The organism is Pseudomonas sp. FP818, assembly GCF_030687335.1.
Classification (GTDB): domain Bacteria; phylum Pseudomonadota; class Gammaproteobacteria; order Pseudomonadales; family Pseudomonadaceae; genus Aquipseudomonas; species Aquipseudomonas shahriarae.
The window spans coordinates 2881202-2905445 of the sequence record NZ_CP117427.1; the positions used below are offsets into that span (position 1 = coordinate 2881202).

26 protein-coding genes and 1 pseudogene are annotated in these 24244 nt (G+C 51.9%); 19 read left to right on the forward strand and 8 right to left on the reverse strand.

The features are described from left to right. Positions 1 to 38: 38 nt before the first annotated feature. Positions 39 to 257: a carbon storage regulator gene (locus PSH80_RS12950; protein ID WP_164844875.1), complete on the reverse strand. Its 219-nt coding sequence runs from the start codon at positions 255 to 257 to the stop codon at positions 39 to 41. A gap of 273 nt (positions 258 to 530) precedes the next feature. Between PSH80_RS12950 and PSH80_RS12955 the strand changes: the two genes are divergently transcribed. The 11 genes from PSH80_RS12955 (at position 531) to PSH80_RS13000 (ending at position 11372) form a co-directional block, all read left to right on the forward strand. Continuing rightward, positions 531 to 1163, forward strand: a complete 633-nt coding sequence (locus tag PSH80_RS12955) for a response regulator transcription factor (RefSeq protein ID WP_128593854.1) — start codon at positions 531 to 533, stop codon at positions 1161 to 1163. Positions 1164 to 1321: 158 nt separating this feature from the next. Continuing rightward, a complete protein-coding gene (locus PSH80_RS27380) occupies positions 1322 to 1828 on the forward strand; it encodes a fimbrial protein (protein WP_370693738.1) in 507 nt (168 codons plus the stop codon). Between the two features lie 228 nt (positions 1829 to 2056). Then, the gene (locus tag PSH80_RS12960; protein WP_198799266.1) at positions 2057 to 2617 is read left to right on the forward strand and encodes a fimbrial protein; all 561 of its coding nucleotides are present in this window, start codon (positions 2057 to 2059) and stop codon (positions 2615 to 2617) included. A 34-nt stretch (positions 2618 to 2651) separates the two neighbouring features. Next, positions 2652 to 3443 (forward strand): molecular chaperone, encoded by a 792-nt coding sequence (locus tag PSH80_RS12965; protein ID WP_282405659.1) that lies wholly within the window; start codon positions 2652 to 2654, stop codon positions 3441 to 3443. A gap of 35 nt (positions 3444 to 3478) precedes the next feature. Further along, positions 3479 to 6004, forward strand: a complete 2526-nt coding sequence (locus PSH80_RS12970) for a fimbria/pilus outer membrane usher protein (RefSeq protein WP_233096728.1) — start codon at positions 3479 to 3481, stop codon at positions 6002 to 6004. Between the two features lie 26 nt (positions 6005 to 6030). Further along, positions 6031 to 7113 carry a fimbrial protein gene (locus PSH80_RS12975; RefSeq protein WP_216312118.1) on the forward strand — a complete coding sequence of 361 codons (1083 nt, stop codon included), beginning with the start codon at positions 6031 to 6033 and terminating at the stop codon, positions 7111 to 7113. A 128-nt stretch (positions 7114 to 7241) separates the two neighbouring features. Then, positions 7242 to 8117 carry a winged helix-turn-helix domain-containing protein gene (locus PSH80_RS12980; RefSeq protein ID WP_198799268.1) on the forward strand — a complete coding sequence of 292 codons (876 nt, stop codon included), beginning with the start codon at positions 7242 to 7244 and terminating at the stop codon, positions 8115 to 8117. 134 nt (positions 8118 to 8251) lie between these two features. Continuing rightward, on the forward strand, positions 8252 to 8587 hold the full coding sequence (locus PSH80_RS12985; RefSeq protein ID WP_128593848.1) for a hypothetical protein: 336 nt from the start codon (positions 8252 to 8254) through the stop codon (positions 8585 to 8587). A 322-nt stretch (positions 8588 to 8909) separates the two neighbouring features. Further along, the gene (locus PSH80_RS12990; protein WP_198799269.1) at positions 8910 to 10106 is read left to right on the forward strand and encodes an EAL domain-containing protein; all 1197 of its coding nucleotides are present in this window, start codon (positions 8910 to 8912) and stop codon (positions 10104 to 10106) included. A 40-nt stretch (positions 10107 to 10146) separates the two neighbouring features. After that, positions 10147 to 11001, forward strand: a complete 855-nt coding sequence (locus tag PSH80_RS12995) for a transcriptional regulator (protein ID WP_128593845.1) — start codon at positions 10147 to 10149, stop codon at positions 10999 to 11001. Continuing rightward, positions 10998 to 11372: a hypothetical protein gene (locus tag PSH80_RS13000; protein WP_305420473.1), complete on the forward strand. Its 375-nt coding sequence runs from the start codon at positions 10998 to 11000 to the stop codon at positions 11370 to 11372. The genes PSH80_RS12995 and PSH80_RS13000 overlap by 4 nt, the downstream gene beginning before the upstream one ends. A 242-nt stretch (positions 11373 to 11614) precedes the next feature. Here PSH80_RS13000 and bla read toward each other — a convergent pair whose 3' ends face one another. Further along, entirely contained in the window at positions 11615 to 12277 is a 663-nt protein-coding gene (gene bla, locus PSH80_RS13005; protein ID WP_305420475.1) for an SFH-related subclass B2 metallo-beta-lactamase, read from the reverse strand. Between the two features lie 360 nt (positions 12278 to 12637). Here bla and PSH80_RS13010 point away from each other — a divergent pair, with 360 nt between their 5' ends. From PSH80_RS13010 to PSH80_RS13020, 3 genes are all read left to right on the forward strand, one after another. Beyond that, complete coding sequence (locus PSH80_RS13010) at positions 12638 to 12853, forward strand: response regulator transcription factor (RefSeq protein WP_305420477.1); 216 nt, start codon at positions 12638 to 12640, stop codon at positions 12851 to 12853. 152 nt (positions 12854 to 13005) lie between these two features. After that, positions 13006 to 13266, forward strand: a complete 261-nt coding sequence (locus PSH80_RS13015) for a response regulator transcription factor (protein WP_305420479.1) — start codon at positions 13006 to 13008, stop codon at positions 13264 to 13266. 476 nt (positions 13267 to 13742) lie between these two features. Beyond that, entirely contained in the window at positions 13743 to 15026 is a 1284-nt protein-coding gene (locus tag PSH80_RS13020) for an OmpP1/FadL family transporter (protein WP_305420481.1), read from the forward strand. A gap of 121 nt (positions 15027 to 15147) precedes the next feature. Here the strand turns inward: PSH80_RS13020 and PSH80_RS13025 are convergent, their stop codons facing one another. After that, complete coding sequence (locus PSH80_RS13025; protein ID WP_305420483.1) at positions 15148 to 16089, reverse strand: radical SAM protein; 942 nt, start codon at positions 16087 to 16089, stop codon at positions 15148 to 15150. A 386-nt stretch (positions 16090 to 16475) separates the two neighbouring features. Between PSH80_RS13025 and PSH80_RS13030 the strand changes: the two genes are divergently transcribed. Next, a complete protein-coding gene (locus PSH80_RS13030) occupies positions 16476 to 16856 on the forward strand; it encodes a DUF4354 family protein (protein ID WP_128593839.1) in 381 nt (126 codons plus the stop codon). Between the two features lie 418 nt (positions 16857 to 17274). Further along, positions 17275 to 18054: an EAL domain-containing protein gene (locus PSH80_RS13040; RefSeq protein ID WP_305420484.1), complete on the forward strand. Its 780-nt coding sequence runs from the start codon at positions 17275 to 17277 to the stop codon at positions 18052 to 18054. Positions 18055 to 18201: 147 nt separating this feature from the next. Here the strand turns inward: PSH80_RS13040 and PSH80_RS13045 are convergent, their stop codons facing one another. The 3 genes from PSH80_RS13045 to folE form a co-directional block, all read right to left on the reverse strand. Further along, on the reverse strand, positions 18202 to 18342 hold the full coding sequence (locus PSH80_RS13045) for a DUF2256 domain-containing protein (protein ID WP_120733116.1): 141 nt from the start codon (positions 18340 to 18342) through the stop codon (positions 18202 to 18204). Further along, complete coding sequence (locus tag PSH80_RS13050; RefSeq protein ID WP_305420486.1) at positions 18339 to 19877, reverse strand: cryptochrome/photolyase family protein; 1539 nt, start codon at positions 19875 to 19877, stop codon at positions 18339 to 18341. Before PSH80_RS13050 ends, PSH80_RS13045 begins: the two co-directional genes overlap by 4 nt. A 202-nt stretch (positions 19878 to 20079) precedes the next feature. Beyond that, positions 20080 to 20640, reverse strand: a complete 561-nt coding sequence (gene folE / locus PSH80_RS13055) for a GTP cyclohydrolase I FolE (protein WP_169989715.1) — start codon at positions 20638 to 20640, stop codon at positions 20080 to 20082. Positions 20641 to 21001: 361 nt separating this feature from the next. Here folE and PSH80_RS13060 point away from each other — a divergent pair, with 361 nt between their 5' ends. Then, positions 21002 to 21526 (forward strand): DUF3833 domain-containing protein, encoded by a 525-nt coding sequence (locus PSH80_RS13060; RefSeq protein WP_057436468.1) that lies wholly within the window; start codon positions 21002 to 21004, stop codon positions 21524 to 21526. A gap of 74 nt (positions 21527 to 21600) precedes the next feature. Here PSH80_RS13060 and PSH80_RS13065 read toward each other — a convergent pair. Continuing rightward, a pseudogene (locus tag PSH80_RS13065) lies at positions 21601 to 21801 on the reverse strand (site-specific integrase); the annotation flags it as partial. Positions 21802 to 22057: 256 nt separating this feature from the next. Next, positions 22058 to 22558, reverse strand: coding sequence for a hypothetical protein (locus tag PSH80_RS13070; protein WP_057959647.1), 501 nt, complete (start codon positions 22556 to 22558; stop codon positions 22058 to 22060). A 478-nt stretch (positions 22559 to 23036) separates the two neighbouring features. Here PSH80_RS13070 and PSH80_RS13075 point away from each other — a divergent pair, with 478 nt between their 5' ends. Continuing rightward, entirely contained in the window at positions 23037 to 23411 is a 375-nt protein-coding gene (locus PSH80_RS13075) for a cell wall hydrolase (RefSeq protein ID WP_057959651.1), read from the forward strand. Positions 23412 to 23606: 195 nt separating this feature from the next. Beyond that, a complete protein-coding gene (locus PSH80_RS13080; protein ID WP_057959646.1) occupies positions 23607 to 24242 on the forward strand; it encodes a response regulator transcription factor in 636 nt (211 codons plus the stop codon). Positions 24243 to 24244 lie beyond the last annotated feature (2 nt).

Here is a 24244-nt window from a genome sequence, read left to right on the forward strand (position 1 = left end):
GATTAACGACCAGGATAGGGGGCAAGGCTAAGAAGCGGCTATTCGGAGGTTACACCCTTTAACTTATCGTTTTGCCGCTGGCGTTTTTCCGGCGTCAGGACGAGCTCTGCGCGATAAATAGGGATATCTCTCGGCGCTTCAAACCCTAATTGGACCTGCTTACCTTGGATCGTCAGTATCCGGATCTTGATGTCGCTACCCAGACAACCGGCGTCACCGACCTTGAGTGTAATAATTTTCACGCGTGATTCCTCCATGACATATTTCCGTTCGCACATGATCTACCTGACTATCGTTTAACTTAAGTCAAAAGCCGTGAAAAACCTGGCATGCGCTCGGTTGATCACCTCGCACACTGACGTGATTGGATTTGAAGTGAGGCTCAAGGTGAATGAGCCAAAAGAAGCATGTTTCAGGTTAATCGCAGCGTGTGTTGAATTAGGCTGACCGTCTTGTCGAGCGCTTGCCTGGTCACAGGGCAGCCCACTTATAGCGTTCTCGAAAAGTATGTGTTAGAGGCGGAAAGAGTGATGGAAACAATATCAGCCGTTGTGCTGTCGGGCCGTTGGTGTATGGGCGGCGAAATGGCCGATATTTTAGAGGCGGAATCTGTCAACGTATTGATCAACACCGAGTGCGCGGCACAGGTTGTTGAGGCTGCGCGAACACGGCTTGCGAGTATTGCAATTCTGGACCTTGCCACCTTCAATATTGAGGGCCTTGAATTGATCAGGCAGCTGCGTGCCGGCAACCGCGAACTGAAAATTATTGTGCTGACACAGCAAGACTCCAAGCATTTTTCGGCGCGTTACCGCCGTGCCGGGGCGACGGTGTCGTTACGTGTCTCAAGGGATGTGCGGGGGCTGGCATTTATTCTTCGGGCCATACGCTCGGGCTACGCCTATTTTGACTTTATTAACGCACCTATCAAAACGCGAGAGCGGTCGTTTGCCAATGAAACTGATTTGATTGCTACGTTGACGGATCGCGAGCTAATGGTATTTCAAGGGTTGGCGAGGGGGTTGAATAATAGGCAAATTGCCGAACACATGAATGTTGGCAGACCTCATATCAGTGTACATAAAACCAATATTTTTGAAAAAATGTTATTGCAGTCGATATCGCAACTGCAAGCGTTAGCGGCTCGCAATAAGCTGGGATGATCCCGTGTGACTAGTCGTGAATCATTCTTCTTCATTGGCGGTAGATTGCCTGAGGGCTAAAGTCATCCCTAACAGTCTGCTAAGCGACGAGCGTAAACGCAGCCAGGGGTATATTGATGATAGATAAATTCGGTGTAAGGGCACTAGTAGCGACGTTGATGTCGTTTGCCCTGCTAGTAGTAGCCGCACCGGTTGCGAGTGAAGGTACCCTCCAATTCGGCGGCAGGTTGGTGGCGCAAACGTGTACGATTGCTGTCAATAACTCAACATCTTTTGCGCCTTTAGTTCAATTGCCCAGGGTGAGCCGTAAAGGAATGTCGGTGGAAGGAGAAACCAAGGGTGGCACAAGGTTCACGTTTAAGTTCTCGGGGTGTTCATCCAGTTTGGTGACTAAGGCCCGTGTGTATTTCCAGCGTGGATCGAATGTGGGTGAGAACGGTACTCTGGAAAACAAACTGACGTCCCACGCAGCCACCGGGGTCGCGCTCCAGTTGTACGACGCGTCGATGAATCCCATCAGGGTAGGAGACCCCTCTCAACTAAATCAGACCGCCATGCCCTTGGCTGACTTGATGGAGTATTACGTTCGGTATATCGCTGATAGTGATGCGATAGGTTCTGGCCCATTTCAAACCAGTGTGACGTATTCAATCAGTTACGAGTAAGCGGGGGGTGATCTGATGAGTGTCGCATGCTGACCAAAGTAGAAATGCTGCACCGTTGCGCTGAGGGAGGGGCGAGTCTGGAAACTTGTGAAAAACATGCTTTATGGATTTTGAGTTGTTTGATGCTGTTGCATGTGTTTTGCTGATTGTGTTGCGCAATAGGAAGTGCGTAGGGCTCACTTATGTTGCGCCACATCTGACTTAAGTTTAACCAGGGAAGTTATTAAAATGAAACGTCAAGTAATCGCTGTGTCGTTATTGATGATCGCATCGTCTATCCAGGTTGTGAATGCAGCCTCCGACGGTACTATTAATTTTATCGGTGGTATCAGCTCTACCACCTGCACCATCACAGTGAATGGCGCTGCTGCGGGTACAACAACCGTTACACTGCCGACGATAAGTTCGACAGGAATGGATACCGTAGGTGCTGTCAAAGGCGCTACGGCACTAAATTTTGCGCTCACGAATTGCTCGTCTGCAGTGGTAACAACAGCAGCAGCAGGGAGTGCCGCAATCGCTTTCGAGAGCGGCGAGGGCATCGCGGGCGGTAATGTGCTTAATACATCCGCACCAGCGGCTGCTGCAGCGAAGGGCGTCGTGCTGCAAATTAAAGACTCCAACAACGAGGCAGTGGTCATTGGTAATGCACCAGCACTCTCTGACTACAGCCCTCTTGTCAACGGCGGTATGACGAAGTCATACACTGTTCAATATCTAACGACCGGTACACCGGTGCAGGCGGGTAGGTTTGAGGGGGCTGTCACATACTCGATCAGCTATCTATAAGCTGCAACCGCTCAGCACTCCCAGTGCTGCCTTTGTGATTAAAGACAGCACTGGGAACTTGATCAGCCAAGCAAGGGATTTTATGGCTTACCTTATATCGATACGCCAAGGAATGGCCGCGGTGCTGATGTCAATGGTTTGTTGTCAGGTGAGTGCCAGTGTGGTCATTACCGGCACACGCTTGATCTACCCGGCACAAGAAGCAGAAATCACCGTGACGCTGGACAACAACGGTGCGCTCCCGGTACTGGTGCAGACTTGGGTCGACAGCGGAGATCCAAACTCTAGCCCCACCCATTCGACGGCGCCTTTTTTGTTAACCCCCCCCGTATTTCGCATGGACCCAAATAAAGGCCAAAGTGTGCGGTTAATGTTCACCGGTGCCAGCCTGCCCGAAGATAAAGAGTCGGTTTATTATTTCAACCTGCTCGAAGTGCCCACCGCGCCCGCGGAGACTGGCACGCCGGTTAATTTGTTGCAGATGGCTTTTCGCTCGCGAATCAAGATTTTCTATCGTCCTGAAACGTTGAGCGGCAACGCATCCGACGCTATTGATCAGGTTCAATGGCGCATCGTCCACCAGGCCGGAGGTCTGGCACTGGAAGGGCATAACCCCACGGCGTTTTATGTGACCGTAGCCAAAGTGGGTGTGGTGGATGGCAAACAGCGGTTTATGGCCGGCAGTGAAATGCTCGCGCCGAGGTCCAAGCACTCCTTTGCTTTGCCCACGCTAAAAAACCTGCCGGGGCCTCAGGCTCAAGTGGAACTCAGCGCTATCAATGACTATGGCGCGGATGTGTTGATCAAGCGGCCGCTAACGCCTTAGTCGCGATCGCTGCGAACAGTGCATACGAGTAATCCATGAACACTCTTTTTGACTCCTGGGCTGAAGTGGCTCGGTACTTCAGTGCCTCGCGTTTATCCAAACCTGTTGTTGGCTGGTGGTTGGCTCTGGGCATGTCGTGTGGGCAAAAGGTTTTCGCAGATGAGGTGCTTTTTAACCGTGCTTTTCTGCCTGAGGGCTCAGAGAGCCTGGACCTGGCGCCTTTTCAAAAGGGAAATGCGGTGTTGCCAGGGCAATACAGGGCTGACGTGTTTGTTAATGAACAGCCCATCGGACGTAAAAATATCCTGTTCTCCGCATCGGGGGGGGGCGTGTTGCCCTGCTTCACTGCGCAATTGCTGGATGAATTGGGAGTCAGCCCGAAAGCCTATCTGACGCCCTTAGGAGACCCGTCCTGTCTGGTGTTACCTGAAACAGTGAGGGGCGCCAGCGCGACATTCAACCTGCAAGACTTGATGTTGCGCGTGAGTGTTCCCCAAGTCGCATTGCGCCGTGATGCCCAAGGGTATGTCAGCCCTGAGTTATGGAACCGCGGCACCACCGCAGCGATTTTCGGCTACTCCGCTAACGCAACCCGCAATCTCAAGGGGCATGGCGAAGACTCAGCCTACCTGAGCTTTGACGCCGGAATAAACCTGAGCCATTGGCGTGCTCGCCATAATGGCTCAGTGAGTTGGCAACCGACTAATGGGGCCGCGTACCAGGCGCTGAACACATACCTGCAACGTGATTTGGCGGGCCTTAAAAGCCAGCTCACGCTTGGGGAGACCCATACCACGGGCGAGTTATTTGATGGCGTGCTCTACCGGGGCGTGCAACTGGCCACGGATGATCGGATGCTGCCGCAATCGCTACGCGGCTATGCGCCGATGATTCGCGGCATCGCACGCACCAGCGCGCGCGTGGTTATCCGTCAGGAGAGCAACATTTTGCGCGAGATCCTTGTCGCGCCTGGACCGTTTGTGATCGACGACCTCTACTCAAGTGGCTATGGCGGCGACCTGAGCGTGACCGTTATTGAGGCCGATGGCAGCCAGCAACGCTTCACCGTACCCTACGCTTCGGTCAGTCAACTGTTGCGCCCCGGCGTATCGCGTTACAGCTTGACGGCGGGGCAGTTACGCAATCAGTACCTTGATGATCCGCCCAACTTTACCCAAGCTACCGTCCAGCATGGCTTGAACAATATGTTCACTGGAGAAGGCGGGCTGCAGGCGAGCGACAAATACACCGCGTTGTTGACCGGCGTGGCCATGAATACGCAGTTGGGCGCACTGGCGCTTGACCTGACGCAGTCCAAGACCCGTTTCCTCAGTGGCACAGAACACGGCAATACCCTGCGCCTGTTGTACAGCAAGAGTGTGCTGGAGACCGGCAGTTACTTCACGGCAGCATCCTATTGGTATTCGGCCACTGGCGCCCATAATCTCAACGATGCGTCGCAGCGATTACAGTTTGAGAAGAACGTGCTCTCATCCATGACCCTGGCTTCGCGGATGAGCCGCCGTGTGACACTGAGCGCCAATCAACAGATCGGAGAGTGGGGGCAGTTAGGGCTCAGCGCGTCATCCCAGTGGTACAGGAGCACGGCGGGAAGTGACTTGCAGTATCAACTCAGCTACAGCACCCGATTGGGGCGTGTGGGGTTAAGTCTTAATGCCAACCGCAGCCGCCAGGCACTCGGGGCAATGGACACCACCTACCTGCTCACCGCTAACCTGCCATTGGCATTTGGCTCAACGCGTCATTACGCCCAACTGTCGGCGCGCTTGGCACGCGATGCCCAAGGGCAACTCAGCGAAGATCTATACCTCAGCGGTAGCTCCGGCGAGGGCAATCAATACAGTTACGGCGTTGGGCTCCAGCGTGATGGTGCAAGTGGCACGTCGGGCACTTCGTGGAACGGCCAGTACCAAGGCGACAAAACCTCCCTCGGCGGCTCGCTGAGTCAGGGCGATGACTATGCCACCTTGGGTGTCAGTGTCGGCGGCAGTCTTGTTGGGCATCCCAAGGGGCTTACGCTGAGTCCTTTTCGCAGCGACACCATTGCGTTAATCAGTGCCAAGGGCGCCCAAGGGGCTGAAGTGGTGGGCTTTCCGGGAGTCAAGCTGGATGGTCAGGGCAATGCCGTGGTGCCTTACCTGCGCCCTTATGAACTTAACGAGGTGGGCATCGACCCCCGCGGCGCATCCTCGAGTGTGGATCTGAACGAATCAAGCCGCAAAGTGGTGCCCACCGCCGGGGCTGTTTTAGCGGTGGATTTCGCAACCAATGCGGGACGTGCGCTGTTGCTCACTGTGCATTTAGCCGACGGCAGCCCCGTACCTTTTGGTGCCACCGTGAGCCTTGCCGCCGGTCCGTCGTTAGGCTTGGTCGGGCAGGGAGGGCAGCTCTATGCGCGGGTACCAGAAGGGGTGGATCAAGTAAGGGTCAGTTGGGGGCGAGAGGCCACTCAGCAGTGCCTGCTGCTGCTGCCGGCGCCCGACGCTGAAGGGTCGGGCTTGCAAAGCCGAAACAGCCTATGCACAGCGGTTCAACCCTAATCCGGTTTGACCTGAGGAGATGAAATATGTTTGGCAACGTCGCGGTTCTGTCGCTTTTGGTGTGGAGCGTCGTATGGATAGCCGGTAACGCGGCGGCGGACTGCGAACGGGTCGAGGCGGGCGGGGCAAATGATTCGACAATGCCGCTGCGCATCAGCCAGATCAGCGTCGGCCGCGATATCCCCGTCGGCACCGAGGTTTACCGTCAAGTCTTCACCCCAGGCGGTGTCGCATCTATCCGATGTGCACCCGGTACCCGGGATATTAACCTCAAGCGCAACCTGGAGATGGTCTCTGGGTCTATCCCCGGTTATCCACCCGGGGTAAACGGCAATACCTATCCCACCAACCTTGCAGGCATCGGGGTGCGTTTCCTGGACGTCGATAACCGCGCCTTTCCATTCACTGCGAAACTACCTGACTGCCCAGGACCGCAAGCCTGCGTATTTCGTGATCCGAACCTGGATAAATTCACCCTGTCGCTTGTCAAGGTCAGTGCGCATGTCCAAGCGGGGCCCGTCGTGAGTGCGTCGTTGCCAATCGTTAACATCGGCTACGAAATCCGTGGGCGGCAGTTGCCGGTGCGCAGGGTGCGACTCTCGGGCCAGTTGAGGGTGGTGTCGCAAACCTGCCAGGCGCCGAACATTCAGGTCAGTCTGGGCCAACACTCTGTGGGTACCCTTGAGAAAACCGGCTACACGCCCTGGCAAGACTTTTCTATCGTGCTCAATCAGTGCCCGGGGTTTTACGGGTACTACTCCGCAGGGGCCAACGTACTTGAGCCAGGCGTAGTATTCAAAACCAATAAAATTGCATTCCGTATCGACCCCACCCAGCGGGCGGTGTCCCCTGACGAGGGAATCCTGAGCCTCACAGCGCAGGGCCCAAGGGTTGAGAGGGCGGCGCAAGGTATCGGTGTACAGCTTGCGTTGGAGAATACCCAGCCGATCAGGCTGTCGACGTTGCTTGACAGTGGCATTTCACTCCAGCCCAAAGAGGGTGGCAGTTATGTCATTGCGCTCAAGGCTCGTTACCTCAGGCTGCCTAACTCAACGGTACACAGCGGCCCGGCGAATGCGACAGCGATTTTTACAATCAACTATCAATAAACAAAAACAGCACTTAGAGGCCCGTTTAAACCTGTCTATACTCCCGCTGATACGTCGGCTATCGAGTGGTTCTGGGCAAGCGTAGTCCATTGACGTGATCGAAAGACAGACGCGGGGTAGTGACAGTAATGCAACCCATTGAAAGTACCGATGGCAGTGTTCTTCCGTCGGTGGTGCCCACAAAGGTCATACTCAGGCTTCATGAGGTTTCGCGGTATGCAGAGTTTTCCCCCAGCCAACACCTGTTGAGGGTTAGTGAGGGGGGGGTTATCACTGGACAGGAGTTGAGTTACAGCTCAAGCCGGCTGCTTGAACTGCTGATCTGCCACGCCGACCTGATCGTCGGCCGCGAGGAAATGTTTGCCTACGGTTGGCCGGGCAGGGTGGTGGGACAGAACAGCCTGAACCAGGCAATCTCCAATATTCGTGATCTGCTGGGCGATGATGTACAGCGAACGATCATCCAGACGATCCCACGGCGTGGGTATCGATTTAACTCGGCATACCTGAGCGAGGACCGCGAAGAGTTTAACGTCAGCGATGACACTGCCCCAGCGCCTCCGGTAGCAGCGGATGCTGCTGAAGGTATCAATCAGCCGGAGCAAGGCCAGGCGTTTTTTGCATTAGACCGTCTACCACGCTCTACCAACCTGCTGCTCGGTGTGCTGACGATTGCACTGGCAGCAACGTTAGTCTGGCGTATCGACTGGGCGCTTTGGTTGCAGCACGGCTTGTTCAGTGCAAGTGAAGCATTGGGCGAGTTAGACATTCAGTATGTCTCGGAAAGCCCAGAAGAGCTGACGCAGTTGCAGGCCGATATCAAGCCTTTGCGTGATCGTTTGCAGGCGTTTGTCAAACAACCGGAAACCATCATTTTCAATAAAATGCATGGTTTTTATGAGATCGTCTGTATTGATCAGGGGCGATCTGTGCAGTTTTTGACGGTGCATAAAACCAAATTATCCCAGTTGACAGATGAACAACTGAACAGGTGCGTCAATTGAAACCATTAAATATTCGATGGGTGATCACTTGGTCTGGGTTAGTAGTGATATTAATCATTTTGCATATTGTGTATTCGGCTCAATCGAGTAGACAGATATTGCAGGGCACGTTCTTTGCTTCTGGAGTACTGATCATGAGCAGCGGCGTTGTGTATGACAGCAGCCAGCGCTTACAGTCCCATGGCTATAAACTGCACGACTTCGAAGCGATTAATAAAAACACCCAGGATTTTTCTCTGACGCAAGTGAGTAGTCTATCCGGTAATGCGCGGTTTGTGACGAATCAAGAGCGGGATGGCGAGTGGATTAAAGATAAGATCAGCATCGACCGGGATATTGCCTTTAATTACGCTTACTACTCGAACGAGTTTTCCAGATTAAGCTTGTATAAAATAAAGGCGCGTATAGGCAGTCAGTGCTTTTATGTAAAGGAGTTGGAGACAGTACGTTGCTTTGGTGCCGAGCGCTAACCTTTTTAAATTGAGATGTACCCTCCGAGTGCTCACTGATAGCGGCGCTATTTATTAAGTGATGCTGAGAGCACACGCATGACCGCGGTGGACGGGCGGCCTTCGTGCGTGTAGTAAGCTTGAGTGGTGAATAATTATGAATTCACCACTCATCACCTCGTCTCTACACCAATCTGCTCTATGCTCGGCATCCAAATCGGGCAGTCAATAAATCATTATCGTAGCCATGAAGCGACCGGGTTCACTTCATTCGCCTACTTGTGAGTGTTATTCAGATTTAGCCCCGCAGCTCTAGAAATGACTTTACCTAACAGGTTGATACGTGAAAGCAATCAAGCGCGTTCTTAAGCGTGGGCGTTCTGTTGAGCGCTCATGGGCAAACTCTATTTCTTCAATGTGGTCTCAGGTAGCAGTCGCGCAAGTCGCGCTTTGGTTGATCGTCGCATTACTGATGGTCTGGGCGTCGCTATACTCGGTGGAACATTTGGCGCAAATGTATGTTTTTGAGCGCCTGAGTAATATTGTTGATTTGAGCAATGGTAACTTCTCTGGTTTTGAGCCTGGCATGCTGAGTGAGTTGAAAGCCATGGGTAACTATGAGGCTAGCGTTGAGGAGTGGCCTTCGCTGTTGGCTAAAAGCTATGCCTTTATAGAGTATTGTATTTTATTGTCTATGTCGGCTGCTGGGGTATGTACCATTATCGGCCTCTATAAGGTTTTCAGTTCGATCTATACGTATTACTTTTCAATGCAAGCAAGGTTTTGCAGAGGCTTGGTTAACGGTGAGTTGAGCGTGCACTATCAGCCGATAGTGAATATGAACACTGGCCTATGGGTAGGCGCTGAGGCATTACTACGCTGGACCCATAAGGGGCAGACGATAAGCCCTGCGGTATTTATTCCGTTGATCGAACGATCCGGCATCATGCCGTTGACAACCCGTTGGATTTGCCAGCGTGTTATAGAAGATTATTCATGCCTGCTATGGGCATGTGACGGGTTTTACATCAATATAAACTTATCTTCTCAAGATGTATCCGACCCCACGTTTCCCGCGTTTATTCAACAACTATTGAGTCAATATGGCATCCCGGCGTCGCGCATTGTATTTGAGGTCACTGAAGGTGTCGTGCTTGATAAATACGAAGCCATCCTGCATTTGAATCAATTACGTGCCCAGGGCCATAAGATTGCCTTGGATGACTTTGGTACGGGCTATTCCAATTTGTCTTATCTGGATTGCCTGCCTCTGGACATTCTTAAAATTGACCGTTGCTTTGTGAGCAAAAAAGGTCAAGGGCGCGCCAATACGATTTTGGTCCATTTGCTGAATATGGCCAGACACCTGAAACTCAACGTAATCGTCGAGGGGGTCGAAACACCAGAACAAGTGGAGCGTCTGCTTACCTTAGGGGCGACCACTGCCCAAGGTTGGTTTTATGCAAAAGACTTGACTGCAGAGGACTTGGTACATGGGTATTTTTCGCTGGTTCATCCGGATATGAACCGAGTGATCTAAAAGAATAGGTACTCACAGTTATCGTTGCAAGGAAAAGAACATGCAGTCATCGATTGACCCGACATCGAGCGATAAGGGTATTCAAGCGGAAGCTAAAAAAGTGTTAATTCTATGTGCTTCTGAAGGGCGGCAAGTTGTATTTTGGCCCTCGCAAAATATGTTGGTTATTCATGAGCATAATAACCAGCGAAAAGTTGAGTTGGGATACAGTTCCAGTCGAATCCTGGAAATTCTGATTGACCGGGCAGGCACCATTGTAAGTCGCGATGAAATATTTGCCTTTGGCTGGCCTGACCGTATCGTTGGGCAGAACAGCTTGAACCAGGCTATTTCAACGATTCGGGAACTGCTGGCCGATGACGAGCATCGTGAAATCATCCAGACCATTCCGCGAAGGGGTTACCAGTTCAACTCCGCGTTCTTGGTTGCTCCCGGGCACGTTAGCGACATTAGCGCTCCGGCGCCTTTAACCTTGGGCGCCGCATCAAGCTCCGAAGTGCCGCAGGTTAGGCTTTCATGGCTGACAAGGCGGCTGAGCACTGAGAATATCTTGATGGGAGCGACGCTGATATTAGCTATGAGTTTTCTTTGGCGGATTGATTGGAACCTTTGGCTACAGCCGGACTTCGTCAAAGAAACCGAAACTCAGGGCTTGCTGACTGTGTGGTACACCGGTGCAAATACACCGGAAGTCGAGAGGCTAAAAGTGAGCATGGCACCGGTGCTACGGCGCATGGAAAGTTTGTTGGAAGTGCCCGGCACAGTGGTTTTAAATACGATGCACAGCTTTTACGAAATCCTTTGCATCAGTGGCAGCACGGTGGAATTTGTTTCAGTGCATAATTCGAAGTTAGCACTCTTGACCGATGAACAGTTAGACAGGTGCCTGAAGTGAACAAGCGCAGTGTTGGACTACTGGTGGGCATCGGGTTGCTCGTGGCCTTGCATTTGATGTATTCATCCGCATCGCGTAAGGATGTGCTTAAAGGCGCTTGTTTCACCACCGGTTCGATGATTATGAGCAGTGGCGAAGTCTTAAATGTGCTGATCAGGCTTCAGTCGCATGGAAATCAAATTCATGATTTTGAGAAAATAAATTATGATAGCCAGAAGTTTTCGTTTGCACTGGTTAACAACCTCTTCGGCAGTGCCCGATTTGTGACTAACCCAGTAGGCGGCAATGAGCTGCTTAGAAGCATGTCGGTGCGTGATCGAGACGTTGCCTTTAATTATGCTTATTTATATCAAGTCATGCATCACAATTGACCTTTTACAAGTTGGACCTGAACCCGGATACGCCGTGTTTCTATATCAAAGAGCTGGAGCGCGTATTGTGCCTGGGGAGCGAGCGCAGTCGAGATATTTCATCACGCTGAGCTCGCCGGCACTGGCAAAATTCCCGCAGATATTACTGCTCGCCGTGTTCAAGCAGGGTCAGATAATGGTCAATCAACTCAACGTTCTGTATCGGTGAGTTATGCCCTGCGATAATCGCTTCAACGGGCAATTCACCACTGCGGATCAGCCCTTGCAATTTCTTCAGGGGTTTTCGGGTACTCGCTGCGATTCGCGAATGTCATGTTACCCAGCTTTTCCTTGAGAATGCAGTTTCCATACAACACGCGCTCTTCTGGAAAGTACACAAAAATCCCATCTTCGGTGTGAGACGCGCCTAAATACAGTGCTCTAACATGGCCGTTTTGCAAGTCGAAGTTGCCCGGGTATACCTGGTCTGGCAGGCTTTGTTCCAGGATTGGATAGTGCTCCATCCCTTGCCGGGTAAAGTCGACAATACTGCGCCACTGGCTTTTTTCCAGGTCATAGGTCATCTGCGTTGAGACAATACTGGCGCCGAGCTTCTTCCAGTAGGCGTTACCTCCCGCGCGGTCGGTGTGGTAGTTGGTATTGATCACCTCCTTGATGGGCAGGGGGCTGATTTTCCTGATTTCCTGCTCAAGCTTTTCAGCGGTGGCTGGGGTCCAGGTTGCGCCAATAACCGTGATGTGTTGCTCGCCAACGTAGACCATTGAGTTCTCCTGCACATATTCCTTGTCTTCAACGATGTAGAGCGGGCCTTTGAAGTGGGTAAGGGTCAAGTCACTCTTGTTAGCGAAGACCTGGGAGGTAATGCAGGCCAGGCTGATGACTGACAGAATATTAATAAGCTTCATAAGTTTCTCAGGGAATGAGTTATACAACACAGGGGCATGCCCCCACCTGTTCTGATCGGTAGTGAGGCCGCGTCATAGAATCAGGCACATCCCACCCATTGCGAAGTGAATAACCATGAATTGAGAATTAATGCGGGATTGGTACGCGCCTGGCTCAACTGCGGATTCCGGGCGTCGGTGCAGGCGCAGTATTGACCTGGGCTGCTTTAAGGGCTCTGGGTGCACAATGGAGGTGCGTGATAACTTGTTAATTTCTTTAAGCGATTAGTATTTTAGTTAAGTAACAGCAGCCGCGTGTGTAGGATTGCTGGATGAGAAGTTTCCTGTAGTTCATCTGATCTGAAACACTGGGGGGTGCTGATGTTCAAAGTCATTATTATTGATGGACAACCGCTTGTGCGAGCGGCTATTAAATCCATTCTGAATCCGGACGACTTTACCTGGGTAGCAGAGGCTAATAATGGTACCGACGGCCTTGACTTGGTACGTGAGCATAAACCTGATTTAGTGATTTTGGACATCCAGCTCTCCGGAATTGGGGGGGTTAGAGGTGATGCAGAAGATTTACAGCTTTGATAAGAATATTGAAATTCTGGTGCTGACATCCTGCTCAGCACGCTATTATTACAACCGTTGCCGTGCGGCGCGCGTCGGCGTTTTTGTCGAAAACGTGCACAGTTGAAGAGTTGCAAAGGACTGTCAACCTGCTGATGAAAGGCAGGGCTTATATGCCTCATGGCATTGATCGACTGCCTGCGCTCGGTGACAGTTTCTCCAATGAGGCCCTACTTATCAATACGCTTTCCAACCGCGAGTTAATGACATTTGAACTGCTTGTGCGAGGGATGAGTAATAAGGAAATAGCGAACTATTTGCAGCTGAGTAACAAGACGATCAGCACCTACAAGGTACGACTACTGGAAAAGCTCAATGTCTTTTCCCTGGTTCATTTGTTTGAAGTTGCCAAGCGCAACGGTTTCGCGGATTAGGTCATTTACGAAATTGCGACAGTGATATCAACTCCCGTCCTGTTTGATCGGAGGAGATCCTGACGGCGTTACGCTCGATGGTGTAAATCCGTATTACTTGCACCACTTCATGCCCTTTTCCCGGGGTGCATCCGAGTATAAGGCCTCTATCAGTCATGCCATCGCAATTATGGGGCGCCTCAAGCGACGGGCCTCCAACATAGCGATGCCCGAATATGTGCTGCCGCACGCGCAAGGCAAGTGCAGCGTCCCGCTCTGCAGATACGCAGCTTAGGGCTTGAGCAGCCCTTCGGTGACGCCAATGTGCGAGCGTTTCGTTGCCCTTAGTTGCTGGGTACGTAACTAAGTGTTGCCGATGGGTAAGTTGGCATGGGCGAAACTAGCCTGTGCAGATTTTTTCCTACAAGTTGCCCTACAACACTGACATTTAAATATTGTTACTTTCCTCTGTGGTGATCACCACGGAGCTTTAATTAATGAAGAAAGTAATGTTGAAAAAAACACTGGGTCTGGCTATTACTCTGGCATCTTCACAAGTATTTGCCAGTGGCTTTGCACTGAATGAGCAAAGCATCAGTGGTATGGGAACAGGGTTTGCCGGGCGATCTTCATCGGCAGAAGATGCCAGTACTGTCTATGGCAACCCCGCCGGTATGGTTCGCCTGGACGGTCAGCAAATCACCGGTGGTCTAGCCGTTATTGATGCAACAAGCAACATCAGCCAGGCCAGTGGCAGTTCGAGTGGCAGTAACAAGGGCAACATGGTGCCGCTTACCGGCGTGCCCTTTGCTTTCTACACCCAAAAACTCAACGAGCAATGGGCTGCCGGCTTTGGTCTCTACGCGCCATTTGGCATGGTCGCCGATTATGAAAAAGGCTTCCAAGGCAAAGCTTTCGGCAGTAAGAGCGAGGTGAAAGTCATCACGCTCCAGCCAACCGTCAGCTATGCCTTCAACGATAAGCTGTCTATCGGCTTTGGCCCGACCATCAACCGAGTTTCCGGTACCCTGGAGTCGGATATCAACCTTCCGAACCCAAGTCTCGCGTCCAACAATATCAAAATCAAGGGTGACGACACCGCCTTGGGTTTTAACGCTGGGGTGTTGCTTCAAGCAACAGACAGCACGCGGGTAGGCCTGACTTACCATTCGCAGGTCAAGTACAAGCTGAAGGGGCACACTCAAGTCACTAAAGGCGCCAACGTTCATGACGCATTATTGAGCAGCGGACGCTACGACGCGTCGCTCAAAATTGACACGCCAGAGTCTTGGGATTTCTCTGTGACGCAAGATGTGAATGCTGATTGGAAGCTCTATGCCGGGGCCACCTGGACACGTTGGAGTCGCCTGAAAGACATCACGGTCAAGAACGAGGGCGTTAGTTACAGCGATGGTGCGTATGCTCAGGCTTTGCTCAGTACCATTAAAGAAGAGCAAAACTGGCACGATACCTGGGCCTATGCCGTGGGGACGTCCTACCGACTGAGCAAACAGTGGGTGCTGCGTACCGGTTTGACGCTTGACCAGTCGCCGACCAACAACACGGATCGCTCACCACGTATTCCTACCGGGGACCGAACCATCTTCAGTCTCGGTGCTGGTTACGATGTGCTGCCGAACATGACTGTCGATGTGGCTTATGCCTATCTTAAGGAAGAGCCGGTCAAAGTTAACCGCACCAATGGGCTTGGCCAGCACTACAAGGCCAAGTATGAAAACAGCGCCAATGGTTTCGGCTTGGGCGTCACTTACCGTTTCTGATTCGCCATCGTCTTAAAGCCCTGCTGTCTTACAAGAGAGCGGGGCGTTTTGACTGTGCCTTCGGCGCAGGCCGCTGAGCCCTGTGTCGAATTGCCCCACAGTACCTGGGGCGCTTAGTGGATCAATAGACGAGGAGGGCGTCGCTACCATCTGGGTAGTGCGAGACGATGTAGCCTTGCGCATCAATTTCGTGCAGTGGCGGCAGGCTCGAGTTGCCGGAAAGTGTTTTATAGCGCTCGGCTGGATAGAGTGAGCGGGCGCGAATAAAACGCTGCCCGCCAATATTTTCGTAGCGCAGGACTTGGCCTGGTGTGATGTACTGCGTACCTATGGCTGTGACGTACCCATAAGGCAGTGCATAGGTGCCTGAAAACGCCATCAATTGGGTAATTAGGGTATGGCCTTTTTGCACTGTGGTGCGCAGCGGTGCTCCACCTGGAGCGTCTGCGCAGTGCATTAAGTGATAAGGCGTGATTCCAACCGCGAGAAAATGATCGATAAGATTTTTAAGGCTGTGGAAATCGTCGTTGATCCCTTTGAGCAGTACTGCGTGGCCACGTACGTTGATGCCCCGACGGGCGAAGCCGTTGAGTGCCCTGATGACGTCCGGTTGCAGCTCGCTGGCGTGGTTGATTGCAACGTCCAAAGACACCCTTGTGGAGCGCAGAGGATAGGCATAATCGACGTGGTTATAACTGGCCATGCGTTCGACAAATGCTTCATTAATGTACTCTGGTTGAAGCAAAGCATGCCGGGTTGCGATACGAATGTTATTGAGATGGGGAATGCTCGCCAGGTTTTCCAGCAACGCGAACAGCTGCTTTGGTTTTACCAGCGGGTCGCCACCAGTGATTGAGGCTTGAGTGACGCGTGCGTCGTTGCGTATGTACTCTACGACATTGATCAGGTTTTCCTCACTCATCGATTGAGACTCGCAGCGCACAGTGCTAGATTTCTTGATGCAGTAGCGACAGGGACAACCGAAATACGGTGTCAGCTCAACCTTGTCTTCATGAACGCGCGATAAGCCGAAAGTGCGGTTTTTTTGCTGGTGATGGCGCATCTTGTCGCTTCCATTTCGAGGGCGGTGAGTGGGTCATACATACGCTGATGTTGTTATCAGTGAAGCATTAAAGTGCCACTAGTAGAATGACTCCGATACAGCCATTCAGCGCAATTCAGAGTTCTTCATGACGCGCCCTATTGTGGCGTATATAGTGCGCCTCATTAAATATTACCAGCGACTTCCTCTTCATTAAGGTGAAGGCTCTCACTATGCCTCGCGGCAGAGCTTCACAACTGTTCAGTGTGGTTGAGTTGTGTGACGTGCGGTTTCCTTTTAATCTATGAAATATATTGCTATGGAAATAACTCTGCCATTTTTCATGGCGAGCATACTAGCTTACATTTCAATTATCTAAGATTGACGTTTACCTCAGCGGACTCACTATGAAATTCTCAAGTATCATTGCCCCAATCACTCTGAGCCTGATTGCTCTCACCGCACATGCAAAAGGTCTGGATCACGTGATAGTAGTCTCGACACAAAAGTCTTCCGGCACTATGTCCGTGGGCGATAAAAGCGCCTACACACAGAGTTTTGATATTTTCCTGGGGAATCTCAAGGGGCGGGAAATTGATTTGGCCGGCTACTGTTTGAAAGCCTACGGAATTGAAGGCCAAGAATACAAGTTGGATACTGTGGATGAGGCGCTCACCGTCGGAAAATTAAAGGTAGGCGCCCCGGTCCAAGGTATGGCAATGTTTTCTTCTGTCGATTCCGGCGTATATCAGCCTCTGATGATCAAGCTCTCTGGAAGATGCAAATAAGCCATTCTGGGATGTTAGGATGCTGGAACTCTTTTTTCTCCGCGGAACATGATGAATAGCCCCGGCTTCTCTAGACACCTTGCAAGCTCATTGCATAGCTGGCGTTGATTCGCGAAATTATCGGTAAAAGCAACGACGCAGGAAGCCATAGGCTATCCAGGGTACAGCGTCTGCATTGCATGCGGTGTTAAGGTCAGCGGCCCCTCCTTACGCCGGCATTCATCGCGCGGGTGCCAGTGATGCTGGCTCTGCTTGGAAATGCGCAAAACAAGATATTGGCGTGGCGAAAGCTGGCATTATCAGGCTGGCGCGTTGCACGCGATGAACATGCGCCTTCAACGAAGCCAGATCAGTGCCGATACATACTGAAAGCTCGAAAATTATAGGTTAGGGTTGCTAAAAATCTGGAGGATCAGCCATGCCCCGTAATATTGCGTTCTCTACGTTCGTATCAGTCGGCTGCGCAGAGTGCCGAAATCTAGAAGGGTTGGGGTTCGATTTCATAATGGCATTCCAGCCAATCGTTAACGTAAGAACGCGCACAACCTTCGCCTATGAAGCCCTTGTACGCGGGGTGAACGGTGAGTCGGCGGCGAGCGTCTTGGATCAGGTTAATGATGACAACCGATACCGCTTTGACCAAGCATGCCGAGTCAAGGCTATCGAGAGAGCGACGGAACTAGGTTTGCTGGGCATTCCAGACTGCAAGCTCAGTATCAATTTTTTGCCAAATGCTGTGTATCGACCCGAAACCTGCATTCGAGCCACTCTGGAGGCTGCCAGGCTGTTTGGGTTCCCTCCAGAGAGACTAATGTTCGAAGTGACCGAAGGTGAACGTGTTGATGACCCTATGCATCTAAAGGGGATTTTCGAAGAGTACAAGCGTCAAGGTTTCACTACATCTATCGACGATTTCGGCTCGGGTTACTCGGGGTTGAATTTATTGGCGATGTTCCAACCTCATGTGCTAAAAATTGACATGGCTCTCACAAGAAACATTGACAAAGACCCGGTTAAAACTGCAATAGTCGAAGGTATTGTTTTAGTCGCAAACCGTTTAAATATAGTGGTTGTGGCCGAAGGTATTGAAACCCGTGATGAGAGTGATGCATTACTCCGCTTAGGCATAGATCTTATGCAAGGGTACCTCTTCGCACGACCTGATACATTTCTACTACCGCTTCCAATTTATTCCTAATTGAAAATTTCATAGCGCACATCGTTGTAGGCTCAGGTTGTGATTTTTGGTGTGACGTTCTAAAACGCCTAACATCACATCGACATCCTGGCTAAGCAAGTGATTTTGGTTTGAGTCCAAGAGGGCCTGTGATGGCCATTTTTTGGCTCAGCACTGGGCAGGTTTACTGCGCCGGCAGCGCTCAGAACAGTAACGAACTTCCTCCCAGCAGCGCGCCCATTTCTTCCTCCATAGGAAGGGAAGGCCGCAAGTCATGCAGGTTTTGACCGGGAGTTCACTCTTTTTCAAAATGATTCACCGTCATCTAAGTTTGCGAGCAACAATTGACCACGTTGCCAGAGCGCTTGCTGCTTTGATTCAGGCATTCGGTCGAGGTTTTTATACTGCATGCCCATACGGTGATTGCTGCGCAGGCGATCGCTGTGACGTATCAGGAAGTGCCAATAAAGCGCATTGAAAGGGCAGGCGTCATCTGTGGTGCTTTCGCTCACCTTGTATGCGCAGCCACGACAATAATCGGACATGCGTTTGATGTATTGGCCGCTCGCACAGTAAGGCTTAGATCCCATGTAGCCGCCGTCTGCATGCATGACCATACCAAGTGTGTTGGGCAACTCCACCCAGTCGAACGCGTCCATGTAGATTGCCAGATACCACTCACATATTTGACTCGGCGCGATACCTGCGAGCAAAGCGAAATTGCCGGTAACCATTAGCCGTTGGATGTGATGAGCGTAGGCATGCTTAAGGCTTTGGTTAATGGCTTGGCGCATGCAGTTCATCTTCGTTTCGCCTGTCCAGTAGAACTCTGGAAGCAACCTTGTGTTGCTGAATTCATTTCCGTCGGCATATTCAGGCATCTTCAACCAGTAGATGCCTCGGACGTATTCCCGCCAACCGATCAGTTGACGAATGAAGCCTTCGGCAGCGTTCAGCGGAATCCGCTGCGCCCAGTACGCGGCTTCGACGTCGCTGCACAACTGGCGCAGATCCAGCAGGCCGATATTTAGCGCGGCGCTGATCCGCGCATGAAACAGGAAGGGTTCGTCACTGGCCATCGCATCCTGGTAGTCGCCGAACGCAGCCAGGCCCCAATCGAGAAAGTAATCCCACAAGGCTTGGGCATCGGCGTGGGTTACCGGGTAGTCGAAGGTGTCTAGGGCGCCATAGTGGCCGGAGAAGTTTTTTGCCACCAGCGCCAGCACTTCCTGGGTGATGGCATCGGCCGAAAAGCGCATGGGTGAGGGCGCTCTCACACCTTTGGGCAACGCCTTGCGGTTTTCGGCATCAAAGTTCCAGGCGCCACCGACCGGGCTGCGGTCGCCATTAAGCAACAAGCCACTTTTGCGCCGCATCTCGCGGTAGAAGAATTCCATGCGCAGCTGCTTTTTGCCCTCGGCCCAAGACGAAAATTCGCCGCGGGTGCAGAGAAAGCGGCTATCGCTATGCCACTGGATCGTTAAGCGACAGTCCTTGAGCGACTGCTCCAGGCGCCAGTCACCGCACTCAGTCAGGTACAGTTGCTGTGGTTGAAGCCGTGAGTGCCAGCGCCGTAACTCGCCGGGCACCGATCCACTGTTGTGCGGATCATCCAGGCTGACGTAGTGCACGCGGATACCGCGCTGCTTCAACGCCTCGGCAAAATGGCGCATCGCACTGAAGATCAACGCGATTTTTTGTGGGTGATGGGGCACATGGCTTGCTTCCTCCATCACCTCGACCAGCAACACCGCATCGCGCTGGGGATCCAGCCCCTGCAATGAAGCCAAGTCCCAAGACAGTTGGTCGCCCAGCACCAGGCACAGTCGGCGAATCTTACTCATTTGCCAGGTCCCCGGTGCAACGTGACTCACCAGGGTGCCGCCAGCGAGAAAGGAATGCGTAACGACTCGATATCGTCGTGGATCTGCTTTCAGCCATTCCAAACGCTGCGCCAAGCGCACCGCTGGCGCCTATCACCAAGGCGTTCATTTCAAAGGAACTGTTCATTGAGTCTCTCCTGCAAGCCTGCGCGAGCTCCGAGCGTTAACTGCGTTGCCCAATCAGTTGCAGGAACTCCAGCCGCGTAGCGGACGACTCGCGAAAGGCGCCCAGCATCACTGAGGTGGTCATCACCGAGTTTTGTTTCTCCACGCCCCGCATCATCATGCACATGTGCTTTGCCTCAATGACCACGGCCACGCCGGCCGCATCAGTGATGTGCGCAATAGCGTCGGCAATTTGCTTTGTAAGGTTTTCCTGGATCTGTAAGCGGCGGGCAAACATATCGACGACCCGGGCGACTTTCGACAGGCCCAGCACCCGCCCGGTGGGGATGTAGGCGACATGAGCCTTGCCGATGAAGGGGAGCAGGTGATGCTCACACAACGAATACAGTTCGATGTCGCGCACGATGACCATTTCATCGTTTTGCGATTCGAACAATGCGCCGTTGATCAAATCCTCTAGACTGATCGTGTAGCCATTGCACAGGTATTGCATCGCTTTGGCTGCACGCTGGGGAGTATCCAGCAGTCCTTCACGCTCAGGGTTCTCGCCGACGCCGACGAGAATTTCACGGTAATGCTCGGCTATTGATGTGTTCATTAAGATTCCTCGAAGCCATGCTGCTCTCACCGTCAAATTGCAGCGCCAGTGGTCAGTTTTTATTGTACATTATCTAATTCGCTGTATAGGTTCTGTATAGGGTAGGCCTAAAAAAACCACCTGACAATGTGCGCCGTTCCTAGGCGTGATGCGTATGGGTGGCTGTCGCAGGCAACATTTCTGCGGGATGCGCGTGCCCCCCCGCTTGGACAGACCGTCGGAGTCCGTTTGTGTGGCTGTAACGCCGACCTGAGGATTCAGCTGTACAAATTAATTGTTTTGTATAGCTTTTGGCGTGCCCGCAGCTGCAATCCCAATTGCTGGGCGGTTCTAAACCCCTGAGACCGTTGAGGAGTTGCACATGTTAAAGGTATTGATAGTTCTGCTAAGCATTGGTCTCGCGAGTTGCAGCCGGGTAGATGTGCATACTTACCGCCAGGAGATGCCCACCCTTGAGCTACGCGATTTTTTCGAGGGGCGGGTCGAAGCTTGGGGCATGTTTCAAAAGCGATCAGGTGAGGTGGTCAAGCGCTTCCACGTGGAGATCAATGGCCAGTCCGAAGGCAATAAGTTAATACTCGATGAGTCATTTACTTACAGCGATGGCACTAAACAAAAACGGGTGTGGACGCTAACGCCAGTTGGTCATAACCAATGGCGCGGAACCGCTGACGACGTGGTGGGGGAAGCGCGTGGTGAGATGGCAGGCAATACCCTGCGCTGGAAATACGTACTTAGCCTTCCTGTGGATGGTAAGGAGTATCAGGTTGAATTAGACGACTGGATGTACCTTATGGACAAGAACACCATGATCAATCGCTCGTTCATGACCAAATTCGGAGTGGAGGTAGGCCAGATCACTTTGTTCTTCCGTAAGCAACCTTGAGTAGTCAGGGCCGGCGGCAGGTACATCCTGCACGTTTCCGGTGTTCAACCCACTGTGGAAGTAACTCCAGCCTGATCCAGATCTCGGGTTCTGGCATAGGAGTAGAAAGCGAGGATCGCACGCAGATGTGCCGCAGCCGTGTTGTAAGCGCGGTGCCTGAGTTTAAGTTGGGTGTAGATGAATGGAACAAGTATGGGCAATGGCGCCGCATCTCCAGTCTGCACGAGCAGCGGTACACGCTGACCTGAAGAGAAACGGCACTGAATCAGCTTCATCGGCAGCCACCTCATTCAATGTCTCACCATGAACACAACGTACATGGCCCGTTGACAGAGTGGACGTCAGAAGCAGGTTTGTCGAATCAGTGGTTTAGGTGGCTCATGAACATCTATGACATGACCTGTCGTTTAACATAATATACATTATGCGAACCGTCATATGCGGAGCTGGGGGGCTCTGGCGGTCAGATTTGAAGCCTGGCACTGCCTCCTGTCGGCGTTTTCGCGGACGCGAAAATCAAAACCCTGATAATCAACTGCTGACTGGTCGACGAGTCATTTCCTCCAGCACCTGGTCCAGGTGCGGCGCGAGCTTCAGCACATCAAGGTCAACAGCTTGAACCGAATTGGCTTCGTATGGATATCGAGTGCCAACAAAAAGCTTCGAACAAGCCGTGATCCATTTTTCCAGTGGAAAGCCTGGAGCCAATCGCTCTGAGGTTTCACGCGGCTTGTTGGCCAACTTTGCAGGAATGGCGTTGTACAGATCGATCAAGCCATGCCTGTTTCCAGGCAAGCCGGCGATCAAACGAAGGTGCCCCTCGGGATCATATTCAGTCCTTGGAAACCGAGGGTCAGCCTCGACAAGGAATGACTTAAGAAGCAGCTCCGCTGCGAGCGCCGAATTCATGACGGCTGGCCAATACAGATGAAAATCTCCGTTTGAAGCACCTTGTTCGAGGATCTGTGCGGCTCTTAGAAAAGCACGTGCTTCCTCGATGACCCAGGTGCTTGGCAAAGGCTCAGAATCCATGATTCATTGCTCCAGATATTTAGTGAAAGCCACGGTATACGTGGCTTGTTACCGATTACACGTGTCTGTTTGCAGCTTTGCGAGATATCGCACATGCTATGGAAGATAGCGACCAAGGATGAACGCCCTCTGGTTCATTTAATGCGCTACCCTCCTCCATTAATAGCGGATAATTATAACTAAACTAAATGACTATTTAGTTTAGTTAATTAGATGTCACATGATGATAGCTAACCCCTCCACCCTTTTAATTAAATCATCCGAAGTTAAACCTAAACAGAAGCCAACTCCCAAACTGTTGGCACGGCCAGTGCGTGCCTGCTCGCTAGCCATCTGACTGAGTGGAGTGCCATTTTAAATTGAGACAGGTCCTATGGCTGGCCGATAGCGCGGTATACAAAATCGATTGCTGTAGGTGCTGTCAATTACACGGCCCTTAATCCTGATGGACTTCCCATTCAGATCAGAGAGCTTCCAAATGACATTGCAGAACGCGCTGATGTGCCTGGCGCTCAATATTTATCATGAGGCACGCGGTGAGCCGCTTGAGGGGCAGATCGCGGTGGCGATGGTTACGATGAACCGTGCCGACTGGCAAACCTCGGGGATTTGCCAAGTTGTGTATGAACGCAATCAGTTTTCCTGGACTAATCGTGTTTCCCGCTTCCCCCCACAGGAACACGATGCCTGGACGAAGGCGAAACGTGTGGCAACCCGGGTCATTGAGGGGCGTCATGACGATATTACCTATGGGGCTACGCACTTTCATAGCCGCGCAGTGCGGCCTGTATGGCGTAATTCATTAAAGAAAACAGCAACGATTGGGCGGCATGTATTTTACGTGCAACGTTAAATATCAATGATGTTTCTTGCGCTGATTGAATTGGTTCAATTCATTAATAAAGCTTCGTTGTTTCTCTTTGCACACAAAACGCCTCTTTCATTCCGAACTGTAAATTCAAGACTTGTCTCAAAAAGCTCTCAAGCAATTGCTAACTGCCAGACTTTCCGTCAAGAATCAATCAAATTTCTTTCGCCAGTGACCAACATGAACAATCAGGTAATTATTGTCGATGATCACCCAGTGGTGCGCATGACTGTCCGCATCCTGTTGGAGGGTGAAGGCTACAAGGTTGTTGGGGAGACAGAAAATGGGGCGGATGCGATTGAACTCATCCGCGAGTTTCAACCTGGGACAGTGGTACTCGACATAGGGTTGCCAAAAGTCGATGGATTGACGGTTATCAGTCGCTTGGCCGCGCTACATCTCCAGATAAAGATCATCGTACTGACCGCTCAGATATCGAACCACATCGCGATACGCTGCATGGAAGCGGGTGCCCACGGCTTCGTCAGCAAGCAAGAGGATTTGTGTGAGCTGGTCAGTGCCATTCGGGCGGTGGGGAGTGGGCAGAATTACTTTCCGGAAAAGGCGTTTTGCCTCACGCGTCGCGAAGCCGGTACCGATCACGAAGATGAAAGGTTAAGAACACTTTCTGTACGGGAACTCGGGGTTTTACAGTATTTGACTCAGGGGCTGAGCAACAAGCAAATAGCCGAACGCATGTTGTTGAGCGGCAAAACCATAAGTACCTATAAAACCCGCATCCTGACCAAGCTCAATGCAAACACCGTACTTGACCTCTACGACCTGGCAAAACGCAATGGCCTGACAGAGCCGTGATC

Excerpts from the sequence above, each read along its gene's own strand:
- PSH80_RS12950 (WP_164844875.1), bottom strand. The coding sequence starts at position 257 with ATGGAGGAATCACGCGTGAAAATTATTACACTCAAGGTCGGTGACGCC.
- PSH80_RS12955 (WP_128593854.1), top strand. The coding sequence starts at position 531 with ATGGAAACAATATCAGCCGTTGTGCTGTCGGGCCGTTGGTGTATGGGC.
- PSH80_RS27380 (WP_370693738.1), top strand. The coding sequence starts at position 1,322 with ATGTCGTTTGCCCTGCTAGTAGTAGCCGCACCGGTTGCGAGTGAAGGT.
- PSH80_RS12960 (WP_198799266.1), top strand. The coding sequence starts at position 2,057 with ATGAAACGTCAAGTAATCGCTGTGTCGTTATTGATGATCGCATCGTCT.
- PSH80_RS12970 (WP_233096728.1), top strand. The coding sequence starts at position 3,479 with ATGAACACTCTTTTTGACTCCTGGGCTGAAGTGGCTCGGTACTTCAGT.
- PSH80_RS12975 (WP_216312118.1), top strand. The coding sequence starts at position 6,031 with ATGTTTGGCAACGTCGCGGTTCTGTCGCTTTTGGTGTGGAGCGTCGTA.
- PSH80_RS12980 (WP_198799268.1), top strand. The coding sequence starts at position 7,242 with ATGCAACCCATTGAAAGTACCGATGGCAGTGTTCTTCCGTCGGTGGTG.
- PSH80_RS12985 (WP_128593848.1), top strand. The coding sequence starts at position 8,252 with ATGAGCAGCGGCGTTGTGTATGACAGCAGCCAGCGCTTACAGTCCCAT.
- PSH80_RS12995 (WP_128593845.1), top strand. The coding sequence starts at position 10,147 with ATGCAGTCATCGATTGACCCGACATCGAGCGATAAGGGTATTCAAGCG.
- bla (WP_305420475.1), bottom strand. The coding sequence starts at position 12,277 with ATGAAGCTTATTAATATTCTGTCAGTCATCAGCCTGGCCTGCATTACC.
- PSH80_RS13010 (WP_305420477.1), top strand. The coding sequence starts at position 12,638 with ATGTTCAAAGTCATTATTATTGATGGACAACCGCTTGTGCGAGCGGCT.
- PSH80_RS13015 (WP_305420479.1), top strand. The coding sequence starts at position 13,006 with ATGCCTCATGGCATTGATCGACTGCCTGCGCTCGGTGACAGTTTCTCC.
- PSH80_RS13020 (WP_305420481.1), top strand. The coding sequence starts at position 13,743 with ATGAAGAAAGTAATGTTGAAAAAAACACTGGGTCTGGCTATTACTCTG.
- PSH80_RS13025 (WP_305420483.1), bottom strand. The coding sequence starts at position 16,089 with ATGCGCCATCACCAGCAAAAAAACCGCACTTTCGGCTTATCGCGCGTT.
- PSH80_RS13030 (WP_128593839.1), top strand. The coding sequence starts at position 16,476 with ATGAAATTCTCAAGTATCATTGCCCCAATCACTCTGAGCCTGATTGCT.
- PSH80_RS13040 (WP_305420484.1), top strand. The coding sequence starts at position 17,275 with ATGCCCCGTAATATTGCGTTCTCTACGTTCGTATCAGTCGGCTGCGCA.
- PSH80_RS13050 (WP_305420486.1), bottom strand. The coding sequence starts at position 19,877 with ATGAGTAAGATTCGCCGACTGTGCCTGGTGCTGGGCGACCAACTGTCT.
- folE (WP_169989715.1), bottom strand. The coding sequence starts at position 20,640 with ATGAACACATCAATAGCCGAGCATTACCGTGAAATTCTCGTCGGCGTC.
- PSH80_RS13060 (WP_057436468.1), top strand. The coding sequence starts at position 21,002 with ATGTTAAAGGTATTGATAGTTCTGCTAAGCATTGGTCTCGCGAGTTGC.
- PSH80_RS13070 (WP_057959647.1), bottom strand. The coding sequence starts at position 22,558 with ATGGATTCTGAGCCTTTGCCAAGCACCTGGGTCATCGAGGAAGCACGT.
- PSH80_RS13075 (WP_057959651.1), top strand. The coding sequence starts at position 23,037 with ATGACATTGCAGAACGCGCTGATGTGCCTGGCGCTCAATATTTATCAT.
- PSH80_RS13080 (WP_057959646.1), top strand. The coding sequence starts at position 23,607 with ATGAACAATCAGGTAATTATTGTCGATGATCACCCAGTGGTGCGCATG.